This window comes from Planktotalea sp., from assembly GCF_049680325.1.
Taxonomy (GTDB): Bacteria; Pseudomonadota; Alphaproteobacteria; order Rhodobacterales; family Rhodobacteraceae; genus Planktotalea.
The window spans coordinates 1-17598 of sequence record NZ_JBAUHO010000393.1 but is presented as its reverse complement, the minus strand read 5'-3'; the positions used below and the strand labels follow the sequence as shown (position 1 = coordinate 17598).

Genomic DNA, 17598 nt, shown 5'->3' with positions numbered 1-17598 from the left:
AGATTGCACAGATCGATCATCTTTCGCAGTCAACGGCGATCAACGTCGTTTTGCCCCAAACCACGATTTCAACCGAAGGTGTCAAACCACTACTTTCAACAGGCATCGAACCATCGAATCGCATTGCGTCCGACGAAATTCTTGAGATGAATCGTGCGGTCGCGAACGAAGAGCGCCCTATTGCAAATGCCCCACTACAATCCGGGCCGCATGCGAATCTTGGTGCGATAAGCTTGGCCAGTATGAAGCCTGAAACGCAGGGCACGCGCGCAAGCCCGGAAATCTCTGAACGAGGATCAAAGTATTTCGGCGAGCATAGCGAACATAAAACGACAAAGAATTCTACAAAGCTCTTCGATGTCAAAAGCGAGATGCATACTGCGTTGAGCGATTTCAGAAGTGTATCCTCGCTGCAAACGGGCCAGCCAACATCGGGCGCGCGCGAAGAGACATTGATGCTGGATGCTCCTTCCGAGCTACAGAACCAGATGCCAATCAAGGGTGAGTCACTCGCACATACAACGCCGCATCTTAGTACAGGCGCGACACACCGCACTCTTCCCGCCGGAAATATTCAGGCAGTTTCAGATGCGATCCTAACGCTTAGGGATTCTGGCGGTAAGATTGATGTCGCACTCGCCCCTGAAGAGCTTGGCCGCTTGTCGATCAAGCTCGATAACACCGCGCAGGGTGCGCTTTTTACGCTTAGCGCCGAACGCGGCGAGACCCAAGAATTGATCCGCAGACAGCTTGAACAGTTGCAGGAACAATTTCGTGCTATGGGCTTTGAGAACGCACAATTCGCCTTCGATGGACAGGGGCAGGCCTTTGGCGACCCCCACAATCAAGAGTTCGAAGATTCGGCAGCATTGACGACTGCGAATAAATCCCCGGCCAGTGTTGAAACCCGCAAATTCATAGCCGCTGGCGGCCTAGATATCAGGATATGACATCATGATTACCCCAACTTCGACGACCCAGTTACAGCCCCTTTATTCTGGCCAAACTGGTATCGCGGCGGAGCAGAGCAGTTCTGCGCTAAGCAGTGATTTCGAAACGTTCCTAAAAATGTTAACTGTTCAAATGGAAAATCAGGACCCGCTCAACCCTGTCGATTCTGCGGACTATGCCGTCCAGCTGGCAACCTTTTCCTCGGTGGAACAACAAGTCCTCACTAATGATCTTCTGACCTCGCTCGCGGCGAGCATGTCCGGCGGTGGGATCGGTGCACTTGGGCAATGGGTCGGTATGGATGTTCGGGCGGGTGTTGCCGCGCACTTTGACGGCGATCCAATCGAACTTGTCATGCCTGAATATCAAGATGCAGATCGTCGCGTGCTGGTTATCCGCGATGAAAGCGGTGAAATTGCAACCCGTCTGGATATTCCTGTCACCGGTGCGGACTATTCATGGGATGGGCTTTTGGCCGACGGCACAACCGCCGAATCAGGTATCTACCAATTCAGCATAGAAACCTTCAAAGACGGATCGCTGCGCTCCACTGATGCTGCGTCACCTTATAACAGGGTGCGCGAAGCCCTGATTGAAAATGGTCAAACGCTCTTGCTTTTGGAGGGCGACATAATTGTCACCCCTAGCGAAGTGTCGGGGCTGCGCAGCCCCAATTCGCCTTAGAACCAGATCGTATCTGCTATTGCGAATGCCAATCCACTCACCAATGCGCCAGCAAGGAACCAAAGACTCCGGCTGCGCGTTTTTCCAGGGGCATAGCTAGGTGGTTCTTGTGACTGCCGGATCAACGCGGCTTCTACCAGGCTGGGCAAACGCGGGCCAAACCTTGCTAGTACCATAGCCGTTTTGGAAAGATCGCGCGCAATAGCGCGAGGACCAATACTGCCCTTGATATAGTCTTCTACGACAGGTTGGGCGACCTGCCATATGTTCATATGTGGATCAAGCGATCGCGCCACACCTTCGACAACAACCATTGTGCGTTGCAGCAAAATCAGTTCGGTACGGGTTTCCATCCCGAAGCGTTCGGTTACCTCAAATAGATAGTTCAGCAGACGGCCCATTGAGATACGCGTTGCGTCCATCCCGAAGATCGGCTCGCCAACGGCGCGCAAAGCACGCGCAAACTCTTCCACGTCGCGATCCGCAGGAACATAGCCTGCTTCAAAATGCACTTCCGCCACGCGCTTATAATCTCGCCGGATAAAGCCAAACAGAATCTCGGCATAAACGCGGCGCGTGTACTCATCAATGTGCCCCATGATGCCAAAATCATAGGCAACGATATCGCCATTTGCCGCGACCTTCATGTTGCCTTGGTGCATATCAGCGTGGAAATAGCCATCCCGCAACGCATGCTGTAAAAACAGCTCCAGAACCCGCGCTGCAAGAGCAACGCGATTATGACCCGCCGCGTCAATCGCGTCGTTGTCCCCGATCGGCACGCCATCGACCCAGCCAAGCGTCATCACGCGTTTAGCAGACAGATCCCACTTGATTTCGGGCAAATCAAAGCCTGCATCGCCCTTGGTATTCGCCAGAAATTCAGAAGCGGCTGAACTTTCCAGCCGCAAATCAAGCTCGCCCAGCACAACGCCTTCGAAATGTTCGATCACATCCAAAGGCCGCAAGCGCCGCGAGCTGGGCGACAGCAGCTCGACCATTTGTGCACCGAAATAGAAAGCGTCAATGTCTTTGCGAAAGGCTTTTTCAATTCCCGGTCGCAACACCTTCACAGCAACGATTTCATTCGTGTCTCTGATCGTTGCTTGGTGAACTTGCGCAATGGACGCCGCAGCAACGGGTTCGCTGAATTCAGAGAAGATTTCGTCTGCGGGACGCCCAAGTTCTATCGCCACCGACGACTTCGCCACATCAATTGGAAACGGTGGCAGCTTGTCTTGAAGCACCCGCATTTGCGCGGCCATTTCTTCGCCGACCACATCCGGGCGCGTCGAAAGCACCTGCCCGAACTTGATATATGCGGGCCCAAGGGCCGTCAGCGCGCGTGGCGCTGGCGGCATTGTCACATCACCCTTGTAACCGAGCCATTTAAACGGCCAACCCAAGGTACGCGCCGCAATACGCAAAGGTCGCGGTGCATCCATGGCGTCCAGAACAATGCTCATCGCGCCTGTTCGCTCGAGCGTCGCGCCTGTTACGATCAGTCGCCAGATATTATGCGGACCTCGCATAGCCTAGATTTTCCAACCGGAATGCAAGGCGGCAATGCCCATCGTCAGGTTGCGGTATTTCGCATTCTCGAACCCGGCGGTGCGCACCATATCAAGGAATGTATCCTGATCGGGGAACTTACGGATCGATTCGACCAGATACTGATAGCTGTCCGCGTCATTCGCGATCAGCTTGCCCATCGGCGGGATAACATTGAAGGAATAACGATCATACGCCCATTGCATCGCAGGATTTGGGATCTGCGAGAACTCCAGAACCATCAAGCGACCACCGGGGCGGAGCACACGGAACGCTTCGTTCAAGGCTTCTTGTGGGCGCGTGACGTTTCGAATGCCAAAGCTGATTGTATAGACATCAAACGTGTTATCTTCGAACGGCAACGCCATAGCATCGCCAACGACCCAATCAAGGGAATCGACCATTGCCCCCGCTTCTGCGCGTTTGCGACCCTCAATCAGCATAGGCTCTGTCAGATCAAGAACCGTTGCATGGCCCTGGCCCGCACGTTTCAGGAAACGAAAGGAAATATCGCCAGTACCGCCCGCAACATCCAAAAGACGTTGGCCCGCGCGCGGCGCAAGCCAGTCCATCATCGCGTCCTTCCAAACACGGTGAATGCCCATCGACATGACATCGTTCATGATATCATACTTGGACGCGACCGAATTAAAGACGCCCTGCACGCGGCCTGCTTTCTCGGATTCTGGAACCGTCTGAAAGCCGAAATGGGTGGTGTCAGTGATTTGATCGCTCATGGGGCCTTGCCGTCCTTGTGTTTGACCCTTCTTATAAGCAGCCGCGCACCTGTTACAATGCGCCCAATTGGACCGCAGAACCCAAAAAGGGACTGAACATGCCCGAATTGCCAGAGGTTGAAACCGTTCGACGTGGGCTTGCGCCTGTGATGGAAGGCGCGCGCATCGTTCAAGCGGATGTAAACAGGCCTAACCTGCGATGGCCTTTCCCCGAAAATATGAGCAGACGGTTAACTGGCGCGCGGATTGAGCAACTGCGTCGGCGTTCGAAGTACATTCTTGCCGATCTCGATACTGGCGAATCGCTTTTGATTCACCTTGGTATGTCGGGTCGTATGCTGATCTCAGGGGCCAAGCTCGGCACGTTTACACATAATCACCCAGCACCTGAGAAACACGACCATGTGGTTTTTCATATGGACAACGGCGCACGAATTACATTCAACGATCCGCGCCGCTTTGGTGCGATGGACTTGCTCGACACAAGCACCGCTGATGCACATAAACTCCTATCGACCATTGGACCCGAACCGCTCGGGAACGGTTTTAACGAGGCTTATTTGATCGATGCATTGCAGGGCAAAGCCAGCCCAATCAAATCTGCGCTCTTGGATCAGAGAATCGTCGCCGGTCTGGGAAATATCTATGTCTGTGAAACGCTTTACCGTGCGCGCATCACCCCTTTGCGCAAAGCTGGTCAGATTTCAAAGCAACGCGTCGCGACTTTGGTACCGATCATTCGACAGGTCCTGAGCGAAGCGATCGACGCAGGCGGCTCATCGCTAAAAGATTTTCGGCAAGCCGATGGTGATCTTGGTTATTTCCAACACAGTTTCGACGTCTATGGACGTGAAAGCGAGCGCTGCCGCACCGCTGGTTGTGGCAGTTTGATTAAACGTGTTGTCCAATCGGGACGTTCAAGTTTCTATTGTCCAAACTGTCAAAGATAGCTTGAAACAGGGCACGCACATGGTAAGCAATCAGGTCTGAGCGTAACAACAAAGAGCATCGCACATGGCCTATGAAACGCTGATCGTCGACATCGAAGATCACGTCGCCCTTATCCGCATAAATCGTCCAGAAGCGATGAATGCGCTCAATTCACAGGTTTTAGGAGAGCTCAGTGTCGCTCTCAAAGAAGCTGATGAAAACGACAAGGTGCGCTGCATCGTTCTGACCGGTTCGGACAAAGCCTTTGCCGCTGGTGCAGACATCAAAGAAATGTCCGAGAAAACTTTTGTCGAGATGTTCTTGTCGAACTTCTTTGCAGATGAAGGCGACGCCGTTCGCGCAACGCGAAAGCCAATCATTGCCGCAGTTGCCGGCTATGCACTTGGTGGCGGGTGCGAATTGGCGATGATGTGCGATTTCATTATTGCTGCGGATACCGCCAAGTTCGGCCAGCCCGAAATCAACCTCGGTGTTGTCGCGGGAATTGGTGGCACCCAGCGTCTGACACGATTCGTCGGCAAGTCCAAATCAATGGATATGCACCTGACAGGTCGGTTTATGGATGCTGAAGAAGCTGAACGTTCAGGGCTGGTCAGCCGCGTCGTTCCTGCCAAAAAGCTGAAGGAAGAGGCGATGAACGCGGCCCAGAAAATCGCTGAAAAGTCTGTTCTGACTTCGATGGCCGTCAAAGAAGCCGTGAACCGCAGCTATGAAACGACCTTGAGCGAAGGTATTTTGTTTGAACGCCGCCTGTTCCACTCGCTCTTTGCGACAGAGGATCAAAAAGAGGGCATGGCAGCCTTCCTCGAAAAACGCCAAGCACAATTCCGAGACAAATAACCCGACCTAGCCCTTGAGGCCTGTTGACAGGGACGTGAGTCGGCCCTAAAGACGCGACTTCAAGATTGAACGCAGCCCAAACAGTGGGACGATGAATAATGGCCAACTCGCCTCAAGCAAAAAAGCGCGCCCGTCAAAACGAAGCACGCTTTGCAATAAATAAAGCGCGCCGTTCGCGCATCCGCACCTTCCTCAAAAAAGTGGAAGAGGCGATTACCTCTGGTGACAAAGATGCGGCGTCTGCTGCTCTTCGTGACGCGCAGCCTGAAATGATGCGCGGCGTGACCAAAGGTGTTTTCCACAAGAACACAGTAGCGCGCAAAATGTCTCGCCTGTCTGCTCGTGTGAAAGCAATCGGTTAAGTCTAGCCAACCGGCTATTCAAAACGAATTGATGTTAAGCGCCGCCTGTCACGGGTTGGCGCTTTCGTCTGTTTTGGTGTTTCGAAAGTGATTCTACGCGAGTCTGGTTCAATCCAGTTCAGTCAAGTTGACACATTCGTCCGGCTCGATTTCTTCGCCAACTGTTGCGCCGCTCCAGAGCAAAGAGATTCTTTTTCACCAATCCTTGTGTCAAGTGCATTGATAAGTTGCCGCCCTGCGGAACGAATTGCTAGCTATGTCGAGCGATTCACATCGCCTTGGGATAGTTTGAAAATTGTTGCTGCTCGTAACGCCTGAATTCGGTGCACGAAATCTGTCTGCGCGCAGCCTTTCTATTCAATTTCGAGGAAGAGTTTGAGCCGAAGCACATACCCCAGCTGGGACCTGGGTAATGTACTATCAACTCTTTTCTGTTGAACTGGATGCAAGACCTCCTCTGACGCTCAGAGCTGGTGGCATGCAGAACGACAGGGCGGTGAGGCACATGGGAGATCTGCTCTCCCGCCATGTAATTGCGGTGGGATAAGTTGGTTAAGAAAGAGTAAATATGACGGTCGACGACTGGGGACAGCTGCAAGAAATCCTACGCGCATCCGTGGGTAAGAATAACTACACAAACTGGATTGGCCCCTTGTCCTTCTTAGGTGCGCAGAATGGCGTCGCTAGCTTTAGCGTACCTACCAATTTTCTAGGCAACTACGTATCCCAGAACTTCGGGGATATGATCGTTTATCAGGCACAGCAGGCCGGCCACCCGATCCAGCGTGTTCATTTCACAGTTGTGAAAACGAACGCTGGCGAAACGTCCCAAGCCGCGAAGCCAGCTATGGCACCGACACCGCCCAAAGTGTCCACGCAAACGCAGGCCGGCGCATTCACTGGTGCTCCGCTGGACAAACGTTTCACATTCGACAGCTTTGTTGTCGGCAAGCCAAACGAGCTCGCCCACGCAGCCGCACGCCGCGTCGCCGAAGGTGGCCCCGTCACGTTCAATCCGCTCTTCCTTTATGGCGGTGTCGGGCTTGGTAAGACCCACCTGATGCACGCCATCGCGCATGAACTTCAGGCGACACGCCCTGATCTCAAGGTGCTATATCTCTCCGCTGAACAATTCATGTACCGCTTCGTACAAGCCCTGCGCGAGCGCAAGATGATGGATTTCAAAGGCCTGTTCCGCGCAGTCGACGTGCTGATGGTCGATGACGTCCAGTTCATCGGCGGCAAAGACAGCACACAGGAAGAGTTCTTCCACACCTTCAACGCGCTTGTGGACCAGAACAAACAGATCATCATTTCTGCTGATCGCGCGCCAGGTGAAATCAAAGACCTGGAAGACCGGATCAAGTCCCGTTTGCAATGTGGTCTTGTGGTTGATCTTCACCCGACAGATTACGAGCTTCGACTTGGCATTTTGCAGTCCAAGGTCGAAGTGCAACGCGCGCAATATCCTGGCCTGCATATCGACGACGGCATTCTCGAATTCCTCGCCCATCGCATCAGCACAAACGTGCGTGTGCTTGAGGGCGCGTTGACCCGTCTCTTTGCTTTCGCATCGCTCGTTGGCCGCGACATCACGATGGACCTAACTGTTGATTGCCTCTCTGACGTGCTGCGCGCCTCCGAGCGTAAGATCACCGTTGAAGAAATCCAGCGCCGTGTATCAGAGCATTACAACATACGTCTGTCCGAATTGATTGGCCCCAAGCGCGTGCGCAACTTTGCTCGTCCTCGTCAGGTGGCAATGTATCTTTGCAAGCAACTGACAAGCCGCTCACTACCAGAGATTGGCCGCCGTTTTGGTGGAAGAGATCACACAACGGTCATGCACGGTGTTAAACGCATCGAAGAGCTGAAAATTCAGGATGGTCAAATCGCGGAAGACATTGAAATGCTCCGCCGTGCGCTTGAAGAATAGGGCAGAGGCGTCACAAACCCCTATTCCAAGCACACAATGCGTTAAAAGGACTTGAGGGGCGCTCTGTTTCAGGTAGTTTAGCGTTCCAGCACGTCTTTCAGGAGCGAGACACATGAAAATCAGCATCGAACGCGCAACGCTGCTAAAAGCGGTCTCGCACGCCCAGTCCGTGGTTGAGCGTCGCAATACCATTCCTATCCTTGCAAACGTGCTGATCGAGGCCGAAGGCAGCGAAGTTCGCTTCCGCGCGACCGATCTTGATATCGAAGTCGTGGACAAAGTCGAAGCGATTGTCGAACGCTCGGGCGCAACGACGGTTTCAGCAACCACTTTGAACGAAATTGTTCGCAAGCTGCCAGATGGCGCGCAGGTTACCCTTGCGGATGACGGCACCTCTGGTCGCCTGACGATCGAAGCCGGTCGCTCGAATTTCTCTTTGGCAACTCTGCCAAAAGAAGATTTCCCCGTCATGGCGACATCCGAATACACCGCGAATTTCTCTGTCCTCGCGAGCGTCCTGCGCCGCTTGTTCGACAAGTCCAAATTCGCGATCTCCACGGAAGAAACCCGATACTATTTGAACGGCGTTTACATGCATGTGTCAGAGTCAGAAGGCGGCAAAGTGCTGCGCTGCGTTGCGACTGACGGCCACCGCCTTGCGCGCATTGATGCAGACCTGCCCGAGAATGCCTCTGAAATGCCGGGGGTCATCGTACCACGCAAAACGGTTGGCGAGCTGCGCAAGCTGCTGGATGAGGACGATATGCAGATCGCAGTCTCCGTTTCCGAGACGAAAGTGCGCTTTGCTACCCCAGAAATCACACTGACTTCCAAAGTCATTGACGGCACCTTCCCCGACTACACGCGCGTTATCCCACAAGGCAACACGCGTAAGATGGAAGTGGATGCAGCGGATTTCGCTAAAGCTGTGGATCGTGTTGCAACCGTTTCTTCCGAACGTTCGCGCGCTGTAAAGCTATCCTTGGATGAGGATCGTTTGGTTCTCTCTGTCAATGCGCCTGATAGCGGTGCGGCTGAAGAAGAGCTTGCCGTGGCCTATGGCGACGAGCGTCTGGAGATTGGCTTCAACGCCAAGTATCTGCTGGAAATCGCTAGCCAGGTTGATCGTGAGAACGCTGTGTTCCTCTTCAACTCTTCCGGTGATCCGACCTTGATGCGTGAAGGCAATGACACCAGCGCTGTCTACGTTGTCATGCCAATGCGCGTTTAACACCGCTTTATGACCTCGCTCGCGCTCACCGAGCTGACGCTTTCACATTTCCGCTCGCATAAGCTGGCCCGCATTTCTTGCGGGCCTTTGCCTGTTGCGATCTACGGACCGAACGGTGCGGGCAAAACCAATATTCTTGAGGCCGTTTCTCTTTTTTCCCCGGGACGCGGTCTGCGCCGCGCGAGCGCCGAGGATATGACACGCCGCCCCGAAGCGCTGGGATGGAAGGTTTCAGGTCTTTTGAATGCGCAAGACCAGACCCATGAAATCGAAATGTGGTCCGAAAACGGATCAGCGCGAAGCACCAAGCTGAACTCCAAACCTGTCGCGCAGAACCGTCTCGCAGAGCTATCTCGTGTGCTTTGGCTGATCCCTGCGATGGACCGCTTGTGGATCGAAGGGGCTGAAGGGCGCAGGCGGTTTCTTGATCGTATGGCCCTTAGTTTTTTTCCGAACCATGCAGAAGCCTCGCTCGGTTATGAAAAGACCATGCGCGAGCGCAACAAACTGCTGAAAGAGAACGTGCGCGATCCAATGTGGTACGGCGTCCTTGAAACCCGCTTGGCTGAGACTGGCGCAATAATTCATGAAAACCGTGTGCAAACGCTCGCGTTTTTAAGCGCAGCCCAAGCGCAGGCCGAAACCGCCTTCCCGACTGCCGATCTTGAACTGATCCATGCCGAAGATGCGATGCCTTCAAGCAGTGCTGATCTGAAGGACGCGTTTGAAGCCAGCCGTTTTCGTGATCTCGCCGCAGGGCGCACTTTGGTTGGCCCGCATCGCGCCGACCTTTATGGTGTCTTCACCGCAAAAGGCATTCCTGCAAAAGATTGCTCGACAGGTGAACAAAAGGCCCTCCTCATTTCGCTCATCCTTGCCAATGCGCGCGCACTTGCCGCGCAGATAGGTGCGCCGCCCATTCTGCTGCTCGATGAAGTCGCAGCACACCTCGACAGCACGCGCCGTGCAGCGCTTTATGCAGAGATTGGCGCGCTAGGTGCTCAGGCCTGGATGACAGGCACAGGTGCAGAGCTTTTTGACAGCCTCGCTGGCCCTTGCGTGCACATTGAAGTCACTGAAAATAATGGTGCCAGCCAAAGCGAAATCATCACTTCCGTTTAGCATTCGCCCAAAGCACAAAATATGGGCGAAAGGCGTGACATTACCCCCAAATATTCGTATAAGATCTACAAATAGATAGGGGAGTTTCGGATGTCCGAAACGGAGCAGAAAAACGCCGAATATGGCGCCGATTCCATCAAAGTTCTCAAAGGCTTAGAAGCTGTTCGCAAACGTCCAGGTATGTACATCGGTGATACTGATGATGGCTCTGGTTTGCATCACATGGTCTATGAGGTCGTGGACAACGGAATTGACGAAGCGTTAGCTGGTCATGCTGATGCCGTGAACGTTAAGATTCACGCAGATTCATCGGTCTCAGTTAGCGACAACGGGCGCGGTATTCCTGTGGGCATTCACGAGGAAGAAGGCGTGTCCGCAGCCGAGGTCATTATGACCCAGCTTCACGCTGGCGGTAAGTTCGACAGCAACTCCTATAAAGTCTCTGGCGGCCTGCACGGCGTTGGTGTTTCCGTTGTGAACGCCCTGTCCAACTGGTTGGAGTTGCGCATCTGGCGTGATGGCAAAGAACATGTCGCCCGTTTTGAGCATGGCGACACTGTTGAGCACCTTAAAGTCGTTGGCGAAGCTGGCGATCGCACGGGTACAGAAGTACGCTTTCTTGCATCGACCGATACGTTTTCCAACCTCGAATATGTGTTTGAGACCTTGGAAAAGCGCCTGCGCGAACTCGCCTTTCTGAATTCTGGGGTTCGGATCATCCTGGAAGACGAGCGCCCCGCTGAACCCCTTCGTACCGAGCTATTCTATGAAGGCGGCGTTAAGGAGTTCGTGAAATATCTCGATCGCTCCAAGTCCTCGATCATGGAAGAGCCTGTCTATATGATCGGCGAAAAGGATGACATCGGCGTCGAAGTCGCGCTTTGGTGGAACGATAGCTATCACGAAAATGTCCTGCCCTTCACCAACAACATTCCCCAGCGGGATGGTGGTGCGCACTTGGCAGGTTTTCGCGGCGCGCTAACGCGAACGATCAACAACTATGCCCAGACCAGCGGCATCGCGAAACGTGAGAAAGTAAGTTTTACGGGCGACGACGCACGTGAGGGTTTGACCTGCGTGCTATCGGTCAAAGTGCCAGACCCGAAGTTCAGCTCGCAAACCAAGGACAAACTGGTTAGCTCCGAAGTTCGGCCAGCTGTAGAAGGCCTTGTGAATGAAAAACTCGCTGAATGGTTTGAAGAGAACCCAGCGCAGGCGAAAATCATCGTAGGCAAGATCATCGAAGCCGCCCATGCACGCGAAGCAGCGCGCAAAGCCCGTGACCTGACGCGTCGCAAGACGGCAATGGATGTGAATTTCCTTGCCGGAAAGCTGAAAGATTGCTCTGAAAAAGACCCCTCCAAAACCGAAGTCTTCCTCGTCGAGGGTGATTCCGCTGGTGGCTCTGCTCAGACCGGTCGTGATCGGCAAACTCAAGCGATCTTGCCGCTCAAAGGGAAAATCCTGAACGTTGAGCGCGCACGTTTTGACAAAATGCTGAACTCGCAAGAAATCGGCAACCTTGTCATGGCCCTTGGCACGGGCATTGGCCGCGATGAGTTCAACATCGACAAACTACGCTATCATAAAATCGTCATCATGACGGATGCGGACGTCGACGGCGCGCACATTCGCACGCTGTTATTAACGTTCTTCTATCGTCAGATGCCTGCCCTGATCGAGGGTGGTTTCCTCTATATTGCGCAACCGCCACTCTACAAAGTGGCGCGCGGCAAGTCCGAGGTTTACCTTAAGGACCAAGCCGAGATGGATAACTACCTGATCGAGCAAGGCATCGATGGTGCGATACTGCGTCAGGGCAATGGTGAAGAAATTCTTGGCCAAGATCTACGCCGCATTGTGGAAGAAGCCCGTCAACTCAAGCGCGTTCTTGATGCCTTCCCGACGCATTATCCACGTCACATTCTGGAACAGGCCGCAATTGCGGGTGCCTTTGTTCCGGGCGTCGTCGATCAGGATTTGCAAGGGACCGCAGATCGCGTCGCGGAACGTCTGAACCTTATCGCGCTGGAATACGAGCGCGGATGGCAAGGCCGCATTACGCAAGACCACGGTATTCGCCTTGCACGTATCTTGCGCGGCGTTGAAGAGGTTCGCACGCTTGACGGTCCAATGATGCGTTCTGGCGAGGCTCGTAAAACGGGCAGCTTTACCAAAAGCCTTCAGGACGTTTACAACATGCCTGCAACGCTTGTGCGCAAAGAACGTAATCAGGCAATTTATGGCCCGCTCGATCTACTTTCAGCAATCTTGCAAGAGGGCGAAAAAGGCCTGTCACTCCAGCGTTACAAAGGTCTGGGCGAAATGAACCCGGATCAGCTTTGGGAAACCACGCTAGACCCTGATGCACGCACGCTTTTGCAGGTCAAGATTGACGATGTAGCCGAGGCTGATGATCTCTTCACCAAGCTGATGGGCGACGTGGTTGAACCGCGCCGCGAATTCATTCAGCAGAACGCATTGAACGTCGAGAACCTCGATTTCTAAGTGAAAAAGGTGCGCGATAACTTCGCGCACCTACTTATTAAACAAGACGGGCCACTGCCCCGGCCAGAACCTTCAAACCAGCAACCAAGTCTTCCTCAGCTGTGTCTTCTTCAAAGGCATGGCTGATTCCGTTGATTGAGGGCACAAATAGCATCGCGCTTGGCATCAATGCGGCCACGTTGGTTGCATCATGCAGCGCACCCGACGGCATCGCTCGCCAGTTGTTCGGCGCTTGCACTTCGGCGCTGTCTTCCAGCGCGGCGCGCAAGGCCCCGTCCATCGCCACAGGCTCAAGCCCCAACATCGCGCCAAAGCGTAATTCCATCCCGTGTGTTTGCGTAATCTCGTCAGCGGTTTCACGGATGATCCGCTCCATCCTCTCCAAACGCCCCGAATCGCCATCACGCCATTGCATGGAAAAGGTCACTTTTCCCGGAACGATGGACGAGGCGTTTGGATGCAAACTTACATGCCCAATCGTCCAAACCGTTTGCGGTGTCACCACATTGCGCAGCCGATCATTCAGCAGCGTGTTGAAGGCCGAAAGCGCCTGAAACGCATCGCGGCGCAAAGCCATGGGTGTTGTCCCGGCGTGGTTTTGCTGGCCTACCATGGTGATCTTCATATCACGAATACCGACGATATCCGTGACTACGCCCACCGTTTCGCCCGTGCCATCCATGACCGGACCTTGTTCGATATGCATCTCTATGTAGCCGACAAATCGCTCTGGATCAACAAAGCTTTCGGCCTTACCCGTCATCAACGCACGCGCGTCCGCAAAACGAATGCCATCGCGGTCCGTCAGATCATCCGCAACATGCAGATCAAGCGCACCCGACCAAATGGCACTGCCCGTGGTGACGCCAAAACGCCCCTCTTCGTCCTGAAACGAAACGACAGAAACAGGCGCAAGCCCGTCTTCATGGCGCGCGCGGGCAATCTCCAAAGCCGCCATAACCCCCAATGCGCCGTCAAGCCAACCTCCCTCTGGTTGGCTATCCGTGTGGGAGCCAAGGAGCAGGCTTTCGCCCTCAGCCAGCCCAAAGACCGAACCGACGGGGTCCACATGCACTTGCAAACCGCAGGTTTCCAATTCACCCGCAAGCCATTTGCGTGCTTCGATATCGGCCGCGCTGAATGCGGGTCGTACTACGCCTTTTTCAACGCCCGCCGCACCGATGCTGCGCAGATGATGTAGGCTTGCTAGAAATCTATCGGGGTTCACAGGCATAGTGCTCTCCTTTGCGCCACACGATCATAGAATTCCGGCCCTTTCAACTCATCGCTCAGCCCGTTACATCTTTGCCAATTCAAAGGAACACGCATGGCACAGATCACTTTGGTTCGGCACGGACAGGCCAATTCAGACAGTCAGGACGAACACGGCTATGACAAGTTAAGCCCACTTGGCCACGAACAAGCTGCCTGGTTAGGCGAACACATGCGCGAAACGCATCAAGCGTTTGACAGCGTCTATTGCGGAACGCTCCGCCGCCATGTGGAAACCGCGCATGGCATGCAAGCGCAAGGCTTTGCACCAATCGTGAAGGATGCACGCCTGAACGAGATGGCTTATTTCGATCTGTCCGACGCTTATGAAACAATGACGGGCACAACCACACCCACAACACGCGAAGAGTTCGTCGAGCATATGCCCCGGCTTTTGAACGCTTGGAAAGACGGGCGTTTACGCAACGTGCCCGAAAGCTTTGCAGAATTCGAGGATCGCGTCAGCGCGTCCTTGGAAGATATCGCAGCGCGCTCGGATCGCGCGCTTGTTGTAACGTCTGGTGGTTTGATCGGTATGGTCACACGTCAGGTTCTTGGCCTTGATATCGAGGCCTACGCGCGCATGTGCCTGTCGATCATGAACACCTCGACCCACAATGTTGTGCGCATCGGGCAAAGCCTTGCCTTGACCCAGTTCAACAACATTGCCCATCTGGAGCAGACCGGGCGCCACCACGGGCAAACGCATATTTAAGGGGACCTTGGCATGACACATCTATGGGTACGCGCAGAGCAGCGCGAGAATGAAGAACGCGTTGGTCTCACACCAGAGGGTGCGGCAGCACTGATTAAAGCTGGCGTGCGCGTTACCGTCGAGCAAAGCTCGGTGCGCGCAATTGGCCTCCAAGGTTACAAGGACGCAGGCTGTGACATCGCTGCGGAAAACGCATGGCCTACCGCCCCTAGCGATGCGATCATATTCGGCCTGAAAGAACTGCCAGAGGATGGCACCCCCCTGACGCATCGCCACATCATGTTCGGGCACGCCTTCAAAGGCCAGCCAAGCGGTCGCATCCTGCTGGATCGCTTCAAGGCCGGCGGCGGAACGCTTTATGATCTGGAGTATCTCGTGGACGAAACAGGACGCCGCGTCGCCGCCTTTGGTTATTGGGCAGGCTATGCTGGCGCGGCTGTCACGGTGCGGTGCTGGATCGCACAGCAAAGAAGCAGCATCGCGGGGCCTGTCGGCGTTTTTCAAAGCTCAGCTGCATTGCTCGACGATCTGAAAAGCGAGATTGCGACGGTTAACGCCGCGCTTCCGAACGCTCTGATTATCGGTGCTTTGGGCCGCGTTGGAACGGGCGCTGCCGATCTGCTCGAAGCCTTGGGCATAAGCGTCACAAAGTGGGACATGGCGGAAACCGCAAGCGGTGGTCCTTTTCCTGAGGTTCTTGAGCATGCTCTCTTTCTTAACTGCATCCTTGCTCGCCCGGGAACGCCAGTCTTCGTGCCTGAAACTGCAAAGGCAGCAAATCGCAATCTAACTGTTATTGGTGATATCGCCTGTGATCCTGACAGCGATTTTTCACCTATCAAAGTCTATGATCGCACCACCACTTGGGACGTCCCGGCACTTCGTGTACACGACGCACCGCCGCTGGATGTAACCGCAATCGACAACCTGCCTTCGATGCTACCCGTCGAAAGCTCGCAGGATTACGCAGGCCAACTCTTGCCTTCCCTGCTGACCCTAGGCAGTCTCCAAACAGGCGTTTGGGCAAGAGCCGAAAACACGTTTCAAGATCACCTTTAGAAGGACGAGCAACATGACAATCCATTGGTGCGGCACCGGCCTATCGGCCATTCCCGGTTTGCGTCGTTTGATCGAAGCGGGCCATGAAGTCACGGTTTGGAACCGGACCATTGAAAAGGCCCAAGACGCCGTCGGTGATCTAACACAGCGCATTCAGTTATTCGACATCGACGCCTTGTGCGCCGAATTGCAGGCGGGCGATATCGTCGTTTCCATGCTTCCCGGCGAATGGCATGTGCCGCTAGCCGAAATGGCTATCGAAAAGGGCGCGCATTTCGCAAGCTCCTCCTACATCGCGCCGGAAATGCGCGCGCTTGACGCAAAAGCACGTGGCGCAGGCGTTGTTCTATTGAATGAAATCGGTCTCGATCCGGGGATCGACCATCTTATGGCGCATCACCTTGTTGAGAGTTATCGCGCAAGCGAGGCATTCGATCCTTCGGCCGAATTGTCCTTTATTTCCTATTGCGGCGGCATTCCAAAACACCCCAATCCATTCCGCTATAAATTTAGCTGGTCCCCATTGGGCGTGCTAAAAGCGCTACGCTCCCCGTCCAAGTCCATACGTGATTTCAAAGAACTGGATGTATCGCGCCCTTGGGATGCGATTAGCCACTACATGGCTCCCCTGCCCCTACCCGAAAGTTTTGAGGTTTACCCGAACCGCGACTCCCTGCCTTTTTTGGGGCAGTACCATTTCGATCCGTCATGGAACGTCAAAGAATTCGTGCGCGGCACAATGCGACTGAATGGTTGGGCCGAAGCCTGGTCGGGTGTTTTTGCGGAGATCGAAACACTTGAAGGTCCAGGTGGCGATGCGCGACTGAAAGAAATGTCCGATCAGTTCTGGGCCGACAACGCCTATGATGAAGGCGAACCCGATCGTGTTGTCCTGTGTGTTGCGCTGAAAGCCGAAAAGGACGGCAAAGCTATATGGCACCAAACTTATGTCATGGATGCTTGGGGGGACGCGAACGGCACTGCGATGGCACGGCTTGTTTCAATTCCATTATCCATTGGCATCGAAGCCGTGCTGGATGGCAAGATCAAAGCAGGCGTCAGCGCTGCAACAGATGATCCCAAGTTGCTACCAGTATGGTTGGCCGAAGTCGGCAAACTGGCGCAGCACATGACGATCGTCGATCACACCTGATTGGCCATCACATTAGATCGTTCTCAAGCTCGACCGCTGAAATATTCAGTGCGTCGAGCGCCGTTTCCAAATGATCCGAAAGATGTGGCGTCCCGATTAGATAGTCCGCGGTTGGCGTGCTCGCCTCGGCGGTTGCCATCGCTATGGCCTCATCTAGTTCTTCGGCATCATAGCTACCGCGCCCAATCCACATCAACGCAACCAATTCGGCCTGTTCATCAACCCCGAGTCGGTCCACAAATGCTCTGAATTCGCCTTCAGCTCGATCCAACTCTCTTGCAAGAACAATGACTTGAGCGACCTTTGTTGCACTGATTTCCATGGCTTCCTCCATCTGTCCAGATAGCATCAGCTTGTCACGCCGCAGCGGGCGTTACCTTGATCTCACGCAAACGCTTAGGGCTTAGGCGCGACGATAGGGACGACCGTTGTATCAGGCTCCGGGGCAAGTTCCTCGAAGTCAAAGTTGTCCAGACGCCGCGCACGTCGCCCAGCTTTGTCAGAGCTGATTTTGATCTCGGCAATG

The 17598-nt window shown here is 54.3% G+C and carries 16 protein-coding genes and 1 pseudogene; 12 read left to right on the top strand and 5 right to left on the bottom strand.

Going from position 1 to position 17598, the window contains the following annotated elements; translation table 11 throughout:
- Both WBC85_RS17455 and WBC85_RS17450 read left to right on the top strand, forming a co-directional pair.
- A partial coding sequence (locus tag WBC85_RS17455; RefSeq protein ID WP_424440398.1) for a flagellar hook-length control protein FliK occupies positions 1–950 on the top strand: 950 nt, incomplete at its 5' end.
- Positions 951–954: 4 nt separating this feature from the next.
- Complete coding sequence (locus WBC85_RS17450; protein ID WP_424440395.1) at positions 955–1635, top strand: flagellar hook capping FlgD N-terminal domain-containing protein; 681 nt, start codon at positions 955–957, stop codon at positions 1633–1635.
- Here WBC85_RS17450 and ubiB read toward each other — a convergent pair.
- Together ubiB and ubiE are read right to left on the bottom strand one after the other, a co-directional pair.
- On the bottom strand, positions 1632–3167 hold the full coding sequence (gene ubiB / locus WBC85_RS17445; protein WP_424440392.1) for a 2-polyprenylphenol 6-hydroxylase: 1536 nt from the start codon (positions 3165–3167) through the stop codon (positions 1632–1634). The genes WBC85_RS17450 and ubiB overlap by 4 nt on opposite strands.
- A gap of 3 nt (positions 3168–3170) precedes the next feature.
- Positions 3171–3923, bottom strand: a complete 753-nt coding sequence (gene ubiE / locus WBC85_RS17440; RefSeq protein ID WP_424440389.1) for a bifunctional demethylmenaquinone methyltransferase/2-methoxy-6-polyprenyl-1,4-benzoquinol methylase UbiE — start codon at positions 3921–3923, stop codon at positions 3171–3173.
- Positions 3924–4021: 98 nt separating this feature from the next.
- Here ubiE and mutM point away from each other — a divergent pair, with 98 nt between their 5' ends.
- The 7 genes from mutM (at position 4022) to gyrB (ending at position 12873) form a co-directional block, all read left to right on the top strand.
- Positions 4022–4873, top strand: a complete 852-nt coding sequence (gene mutM / locus WBC85_RS17435) for a bifunctional DNA-formamidopyrimidine glycosylase/DNA-(apurinic or apyrimidinic site) lyase (protein ID WP_424440386.1) — start codon at positions 4022–4024, stop codon at positions 4871–4873.
- A 64-nt stretch (positions 4874–4937) separates the two neighbouring features.
- On the top strand, positions 4938–5714 hold the full coding sequence (locus WBC85_RS17430; RefSeq protein WP_424440383.1) for an enoyl-CoA hydratase: 777 nt from the start codon (positions 4938–4940) through the stop codon (positions 5712–5714).
- 98 nt (positions 5715–5812) lie between these two features.
- The gene (rpsT, locus tag WBC85_RS17425; protein ID WP_424440380.1) at positions 5813–6076 is read left to right on the top strand and encodes a 30S ribosomal protein S20; all 264 of its coding nucleotides are present in this window, start codon (positions 5813–5815) and stop codon (positions 6074–6076) included.
- A gap of 568 nt (positions 6077–6644) precedes the next feature.
- Positions 6645–8012 (top strand): chromosomal replication initiator protein DnaA, encoded by a 1368-nt coding sequence (dnaA, locus tag WBC85_RS17420; protein ID WP_424440377.1) that lies wholly within the window; start codon positions 6645–6647, stop codon positions 8010–8012.
- Positions 8013–8124: 112 nt separating this feature from the next.
- The gene (gene dnaN, locus WBC85_RS17415) at positions 8125–9243 is read left to right on the top strand and encodes a DNA polymerase III subunit beta (RefSeq protein ID WP_424440374.1); all 1119 of its coding nucleotides are present in this window, start codon (positions 8125–8127) and stop codon (positions 9241–9243) included.
- 9 nt (positions 9244–9252) lie between these two features.
- Positions 9253–10365 carry a DNA replication/repair protein RecF gene (gene recF / locus WBC85_RS17410; protein WP_424440371.1) on the top strand — a complete coding sequence of 371 codons (1113 nt, stop codon included), beginning with the start codon at positions 9253–9255 and terminating at the stop codon, positions 10363–10365.
- 90 nt (positions 10366–10455) lie between these two features.
- Positions 10456–12873, top strand: coding sequence for a DNA topoisomerase (ATP-hydrolyzing) subunit B (gene gyrB / locus WBC85_RS17405; protein WP_424440368.1), 2418 nt, complete (start codon positions 10456–10458; stop codon positions 12871–12873).
- Between the two features lie 37 nt (positions 12874–12910).
- On the opposite strand, the gene WBC85_RS17400 is transcribed toward gyrB, so the two are convergent.
- Positions 12911–14107, bottom strand: a complete 1197-nt coding sequence (locus tag WBC85_RS17400; RefSeq protein WP_424440365.1) for a hydantoinase/carbamoylase family amidase — start codon at positions 14105–14107, stop codon at positions 12911–12913.
- Between the two features lie 93 nt (positions 14108–14200).
- Here WBC85_RS17400 and WBC85_RS17395 point away from each other — a divergent pair, with 93 nt between their 5' ends.
- The 3 genes from WBC85_RS17395 to WBC85_RS17385 are packed head-to-tail and all read left to right on the top strand — an operon-like array spanning position 14201 to position 17072.
- Positions 14201–14860, top strand: a complete 660-nt coding sequence (locus WBC85_RS17395; protein ID WP_424440362.1) for a histidine phosphatase family protein — start codon at positions 14201–14203, stop codon at positions 14858–14860.
- A gap of 12 nt (positions 14861–14872) precedes the next feature.
- Positions 14873–15919: a saccharopine dehydrogenase gene (locus tag WBC85_RS17390; protein WP_424440359.1), complete on the top strand. Its 1047-nt coding sequence runs from the start codon at positions 14873–14875 to the stop codon at positions 15917–15919.
- A gap of 13 nt (positions 15920–15932) precedes the next feature.
- Positions 15933–17072, top strand: a complete 1140-nt coding sequence (locus WBC85_RS17385) for a saccharopine dehydrogenase family protein (protein WP_424440356.1) — start codon at positions 15933–15935, stop codon at positions 17070–17072.
- Positions 17073–17079: 7 nt separating this feature from the next.
- Here the strand turns inward: WBC85_RS17385 and WBC85_RS17380 are convergent, their stop codons facing one another.
- Both WBC85_RS17380 and WBC85_RS17375 read right to left on the bottom strand, forming a co-directional pair.
- Complete coding sequence (locus WBC85_RS17380; RefSeq protein WP_424440353.1) at positions 17080–17394, bottom strand: DUF3775 domain-containing protein; 315 nt, start codon at positions 17392–17394, stop codon at positions 17080–17082.
- 74 nt (positions 17395–17468) lie between these two features.
- Positions 17469–17598: pseudogene (locus tag WBC85_RS17375) on the bottom strand (DNA recombination protein RmuC); the annotation flags it as partial.

Excerpts from the sequence above, each read along its gene's own strand:
- WBC85_RS17450 (WP_424440395.1), top strand. The coding sequence starts at position 955 with ATGATTACCCCAACTTCGACGACCCAGTTACAGCCCCTTTATTCTGGC.
- ubiB (WP_424440392.1), bottom strand. The coding sequence starts at position 3,167 with ATGCGAGGTCCGCATAATATCTGGCGACTGATCGTAACAGGCGCGACG.
- ubiE (WP_424440389.1), bottom strand. The coding sequence starts at position 3,923 with ATGAGCGATCAAATCACTGACACCACCCATTTCGGCTTTCAGACGGTT.
- mutM (WP_424440386.1), top strand. The coding sequence starts at position 4,022 with ATGCCCGAATTGCCAGAGGTTGAAACCGTTCGACGTGGGCTTGCGCCT.
- WBC85_RS17430 (WP_424440383.1), top strand. The coding sequence starts at position 4,938 with ATGGCCTATGAAACGCTGATCGTCGACATCGAAGATCACGTCGCCCTT.
- rpsT (WP_424440380.1), top strand. The coding sequence starts at position 5,813 with ATGGCCAACTCGCCTCAAGCAAAAAAGCGCGCCCGTCAAAACGAAGCA.
- dnaA (WP_424440377.1), top strand. The coding sequence starts at position 6,645 with ATGACGGTCGACGACTGGGGACAGCTGCAAGAAATCCTACGCGCATCC.
- dnaN (WP_424440374.1), top strand. The coding sequence starts at position 8,125 with ATGAAAATCAGCATCGAACGCGCAACGCTGCTAAAAGCGGTCTCGCAC.
- recF (WP_424440371.1), top strand. The coding sequence starts at position 9,253 with ATGACCTCGCTCGCGCTCACCGAGCTGACGCTTTCACATTTCCGCTCG.
- gyrB (WP_424440368.1), top strand. The coding sequence starts at position 10,456 with ATGTCCGAAACGGAGCAGAAAAACGCCGAATATGGCGCCGATTCCATC.
- WBC85_RS17400 (WP_424440365.1), bottom strand. The coding sequence starts at position 14,107 with ATGCCTGTGAACCCCGATAGATTTCTAGCAAGCCTACATCATCTGCGC.
- WBC85_RS17395 (WP_424440362.1), top strand. The coding sequence starts at position 14,201 with ATGGCACAGATCACTTTGGTTCGGCACGGACAGGCCAATTCAGACAGT.
- WBC85_RS17390 (WP_424440359.1), top strand. The coding sequence starts at position 14,873 with ATGACACATCTATGGGTACGCGCAGAGCAGCGCGAGAATGAAGAACGC.
- WBC85_RS17385 (WP_424440356.1), top strand. The coding sequence starts at position 15,933 with ATGACAATCCATTGGTGCGGCACCGGCCTATCGGCCATTCCCGGTTTG.
- WBC85_RS17380 (WP_424440353.1), bottom strand. The coding sequence starts at position 17,394 with ATGGAAATCAGTGCAACAAAGGTCGCTCAAGTCATTGTTCTTGCAAGA.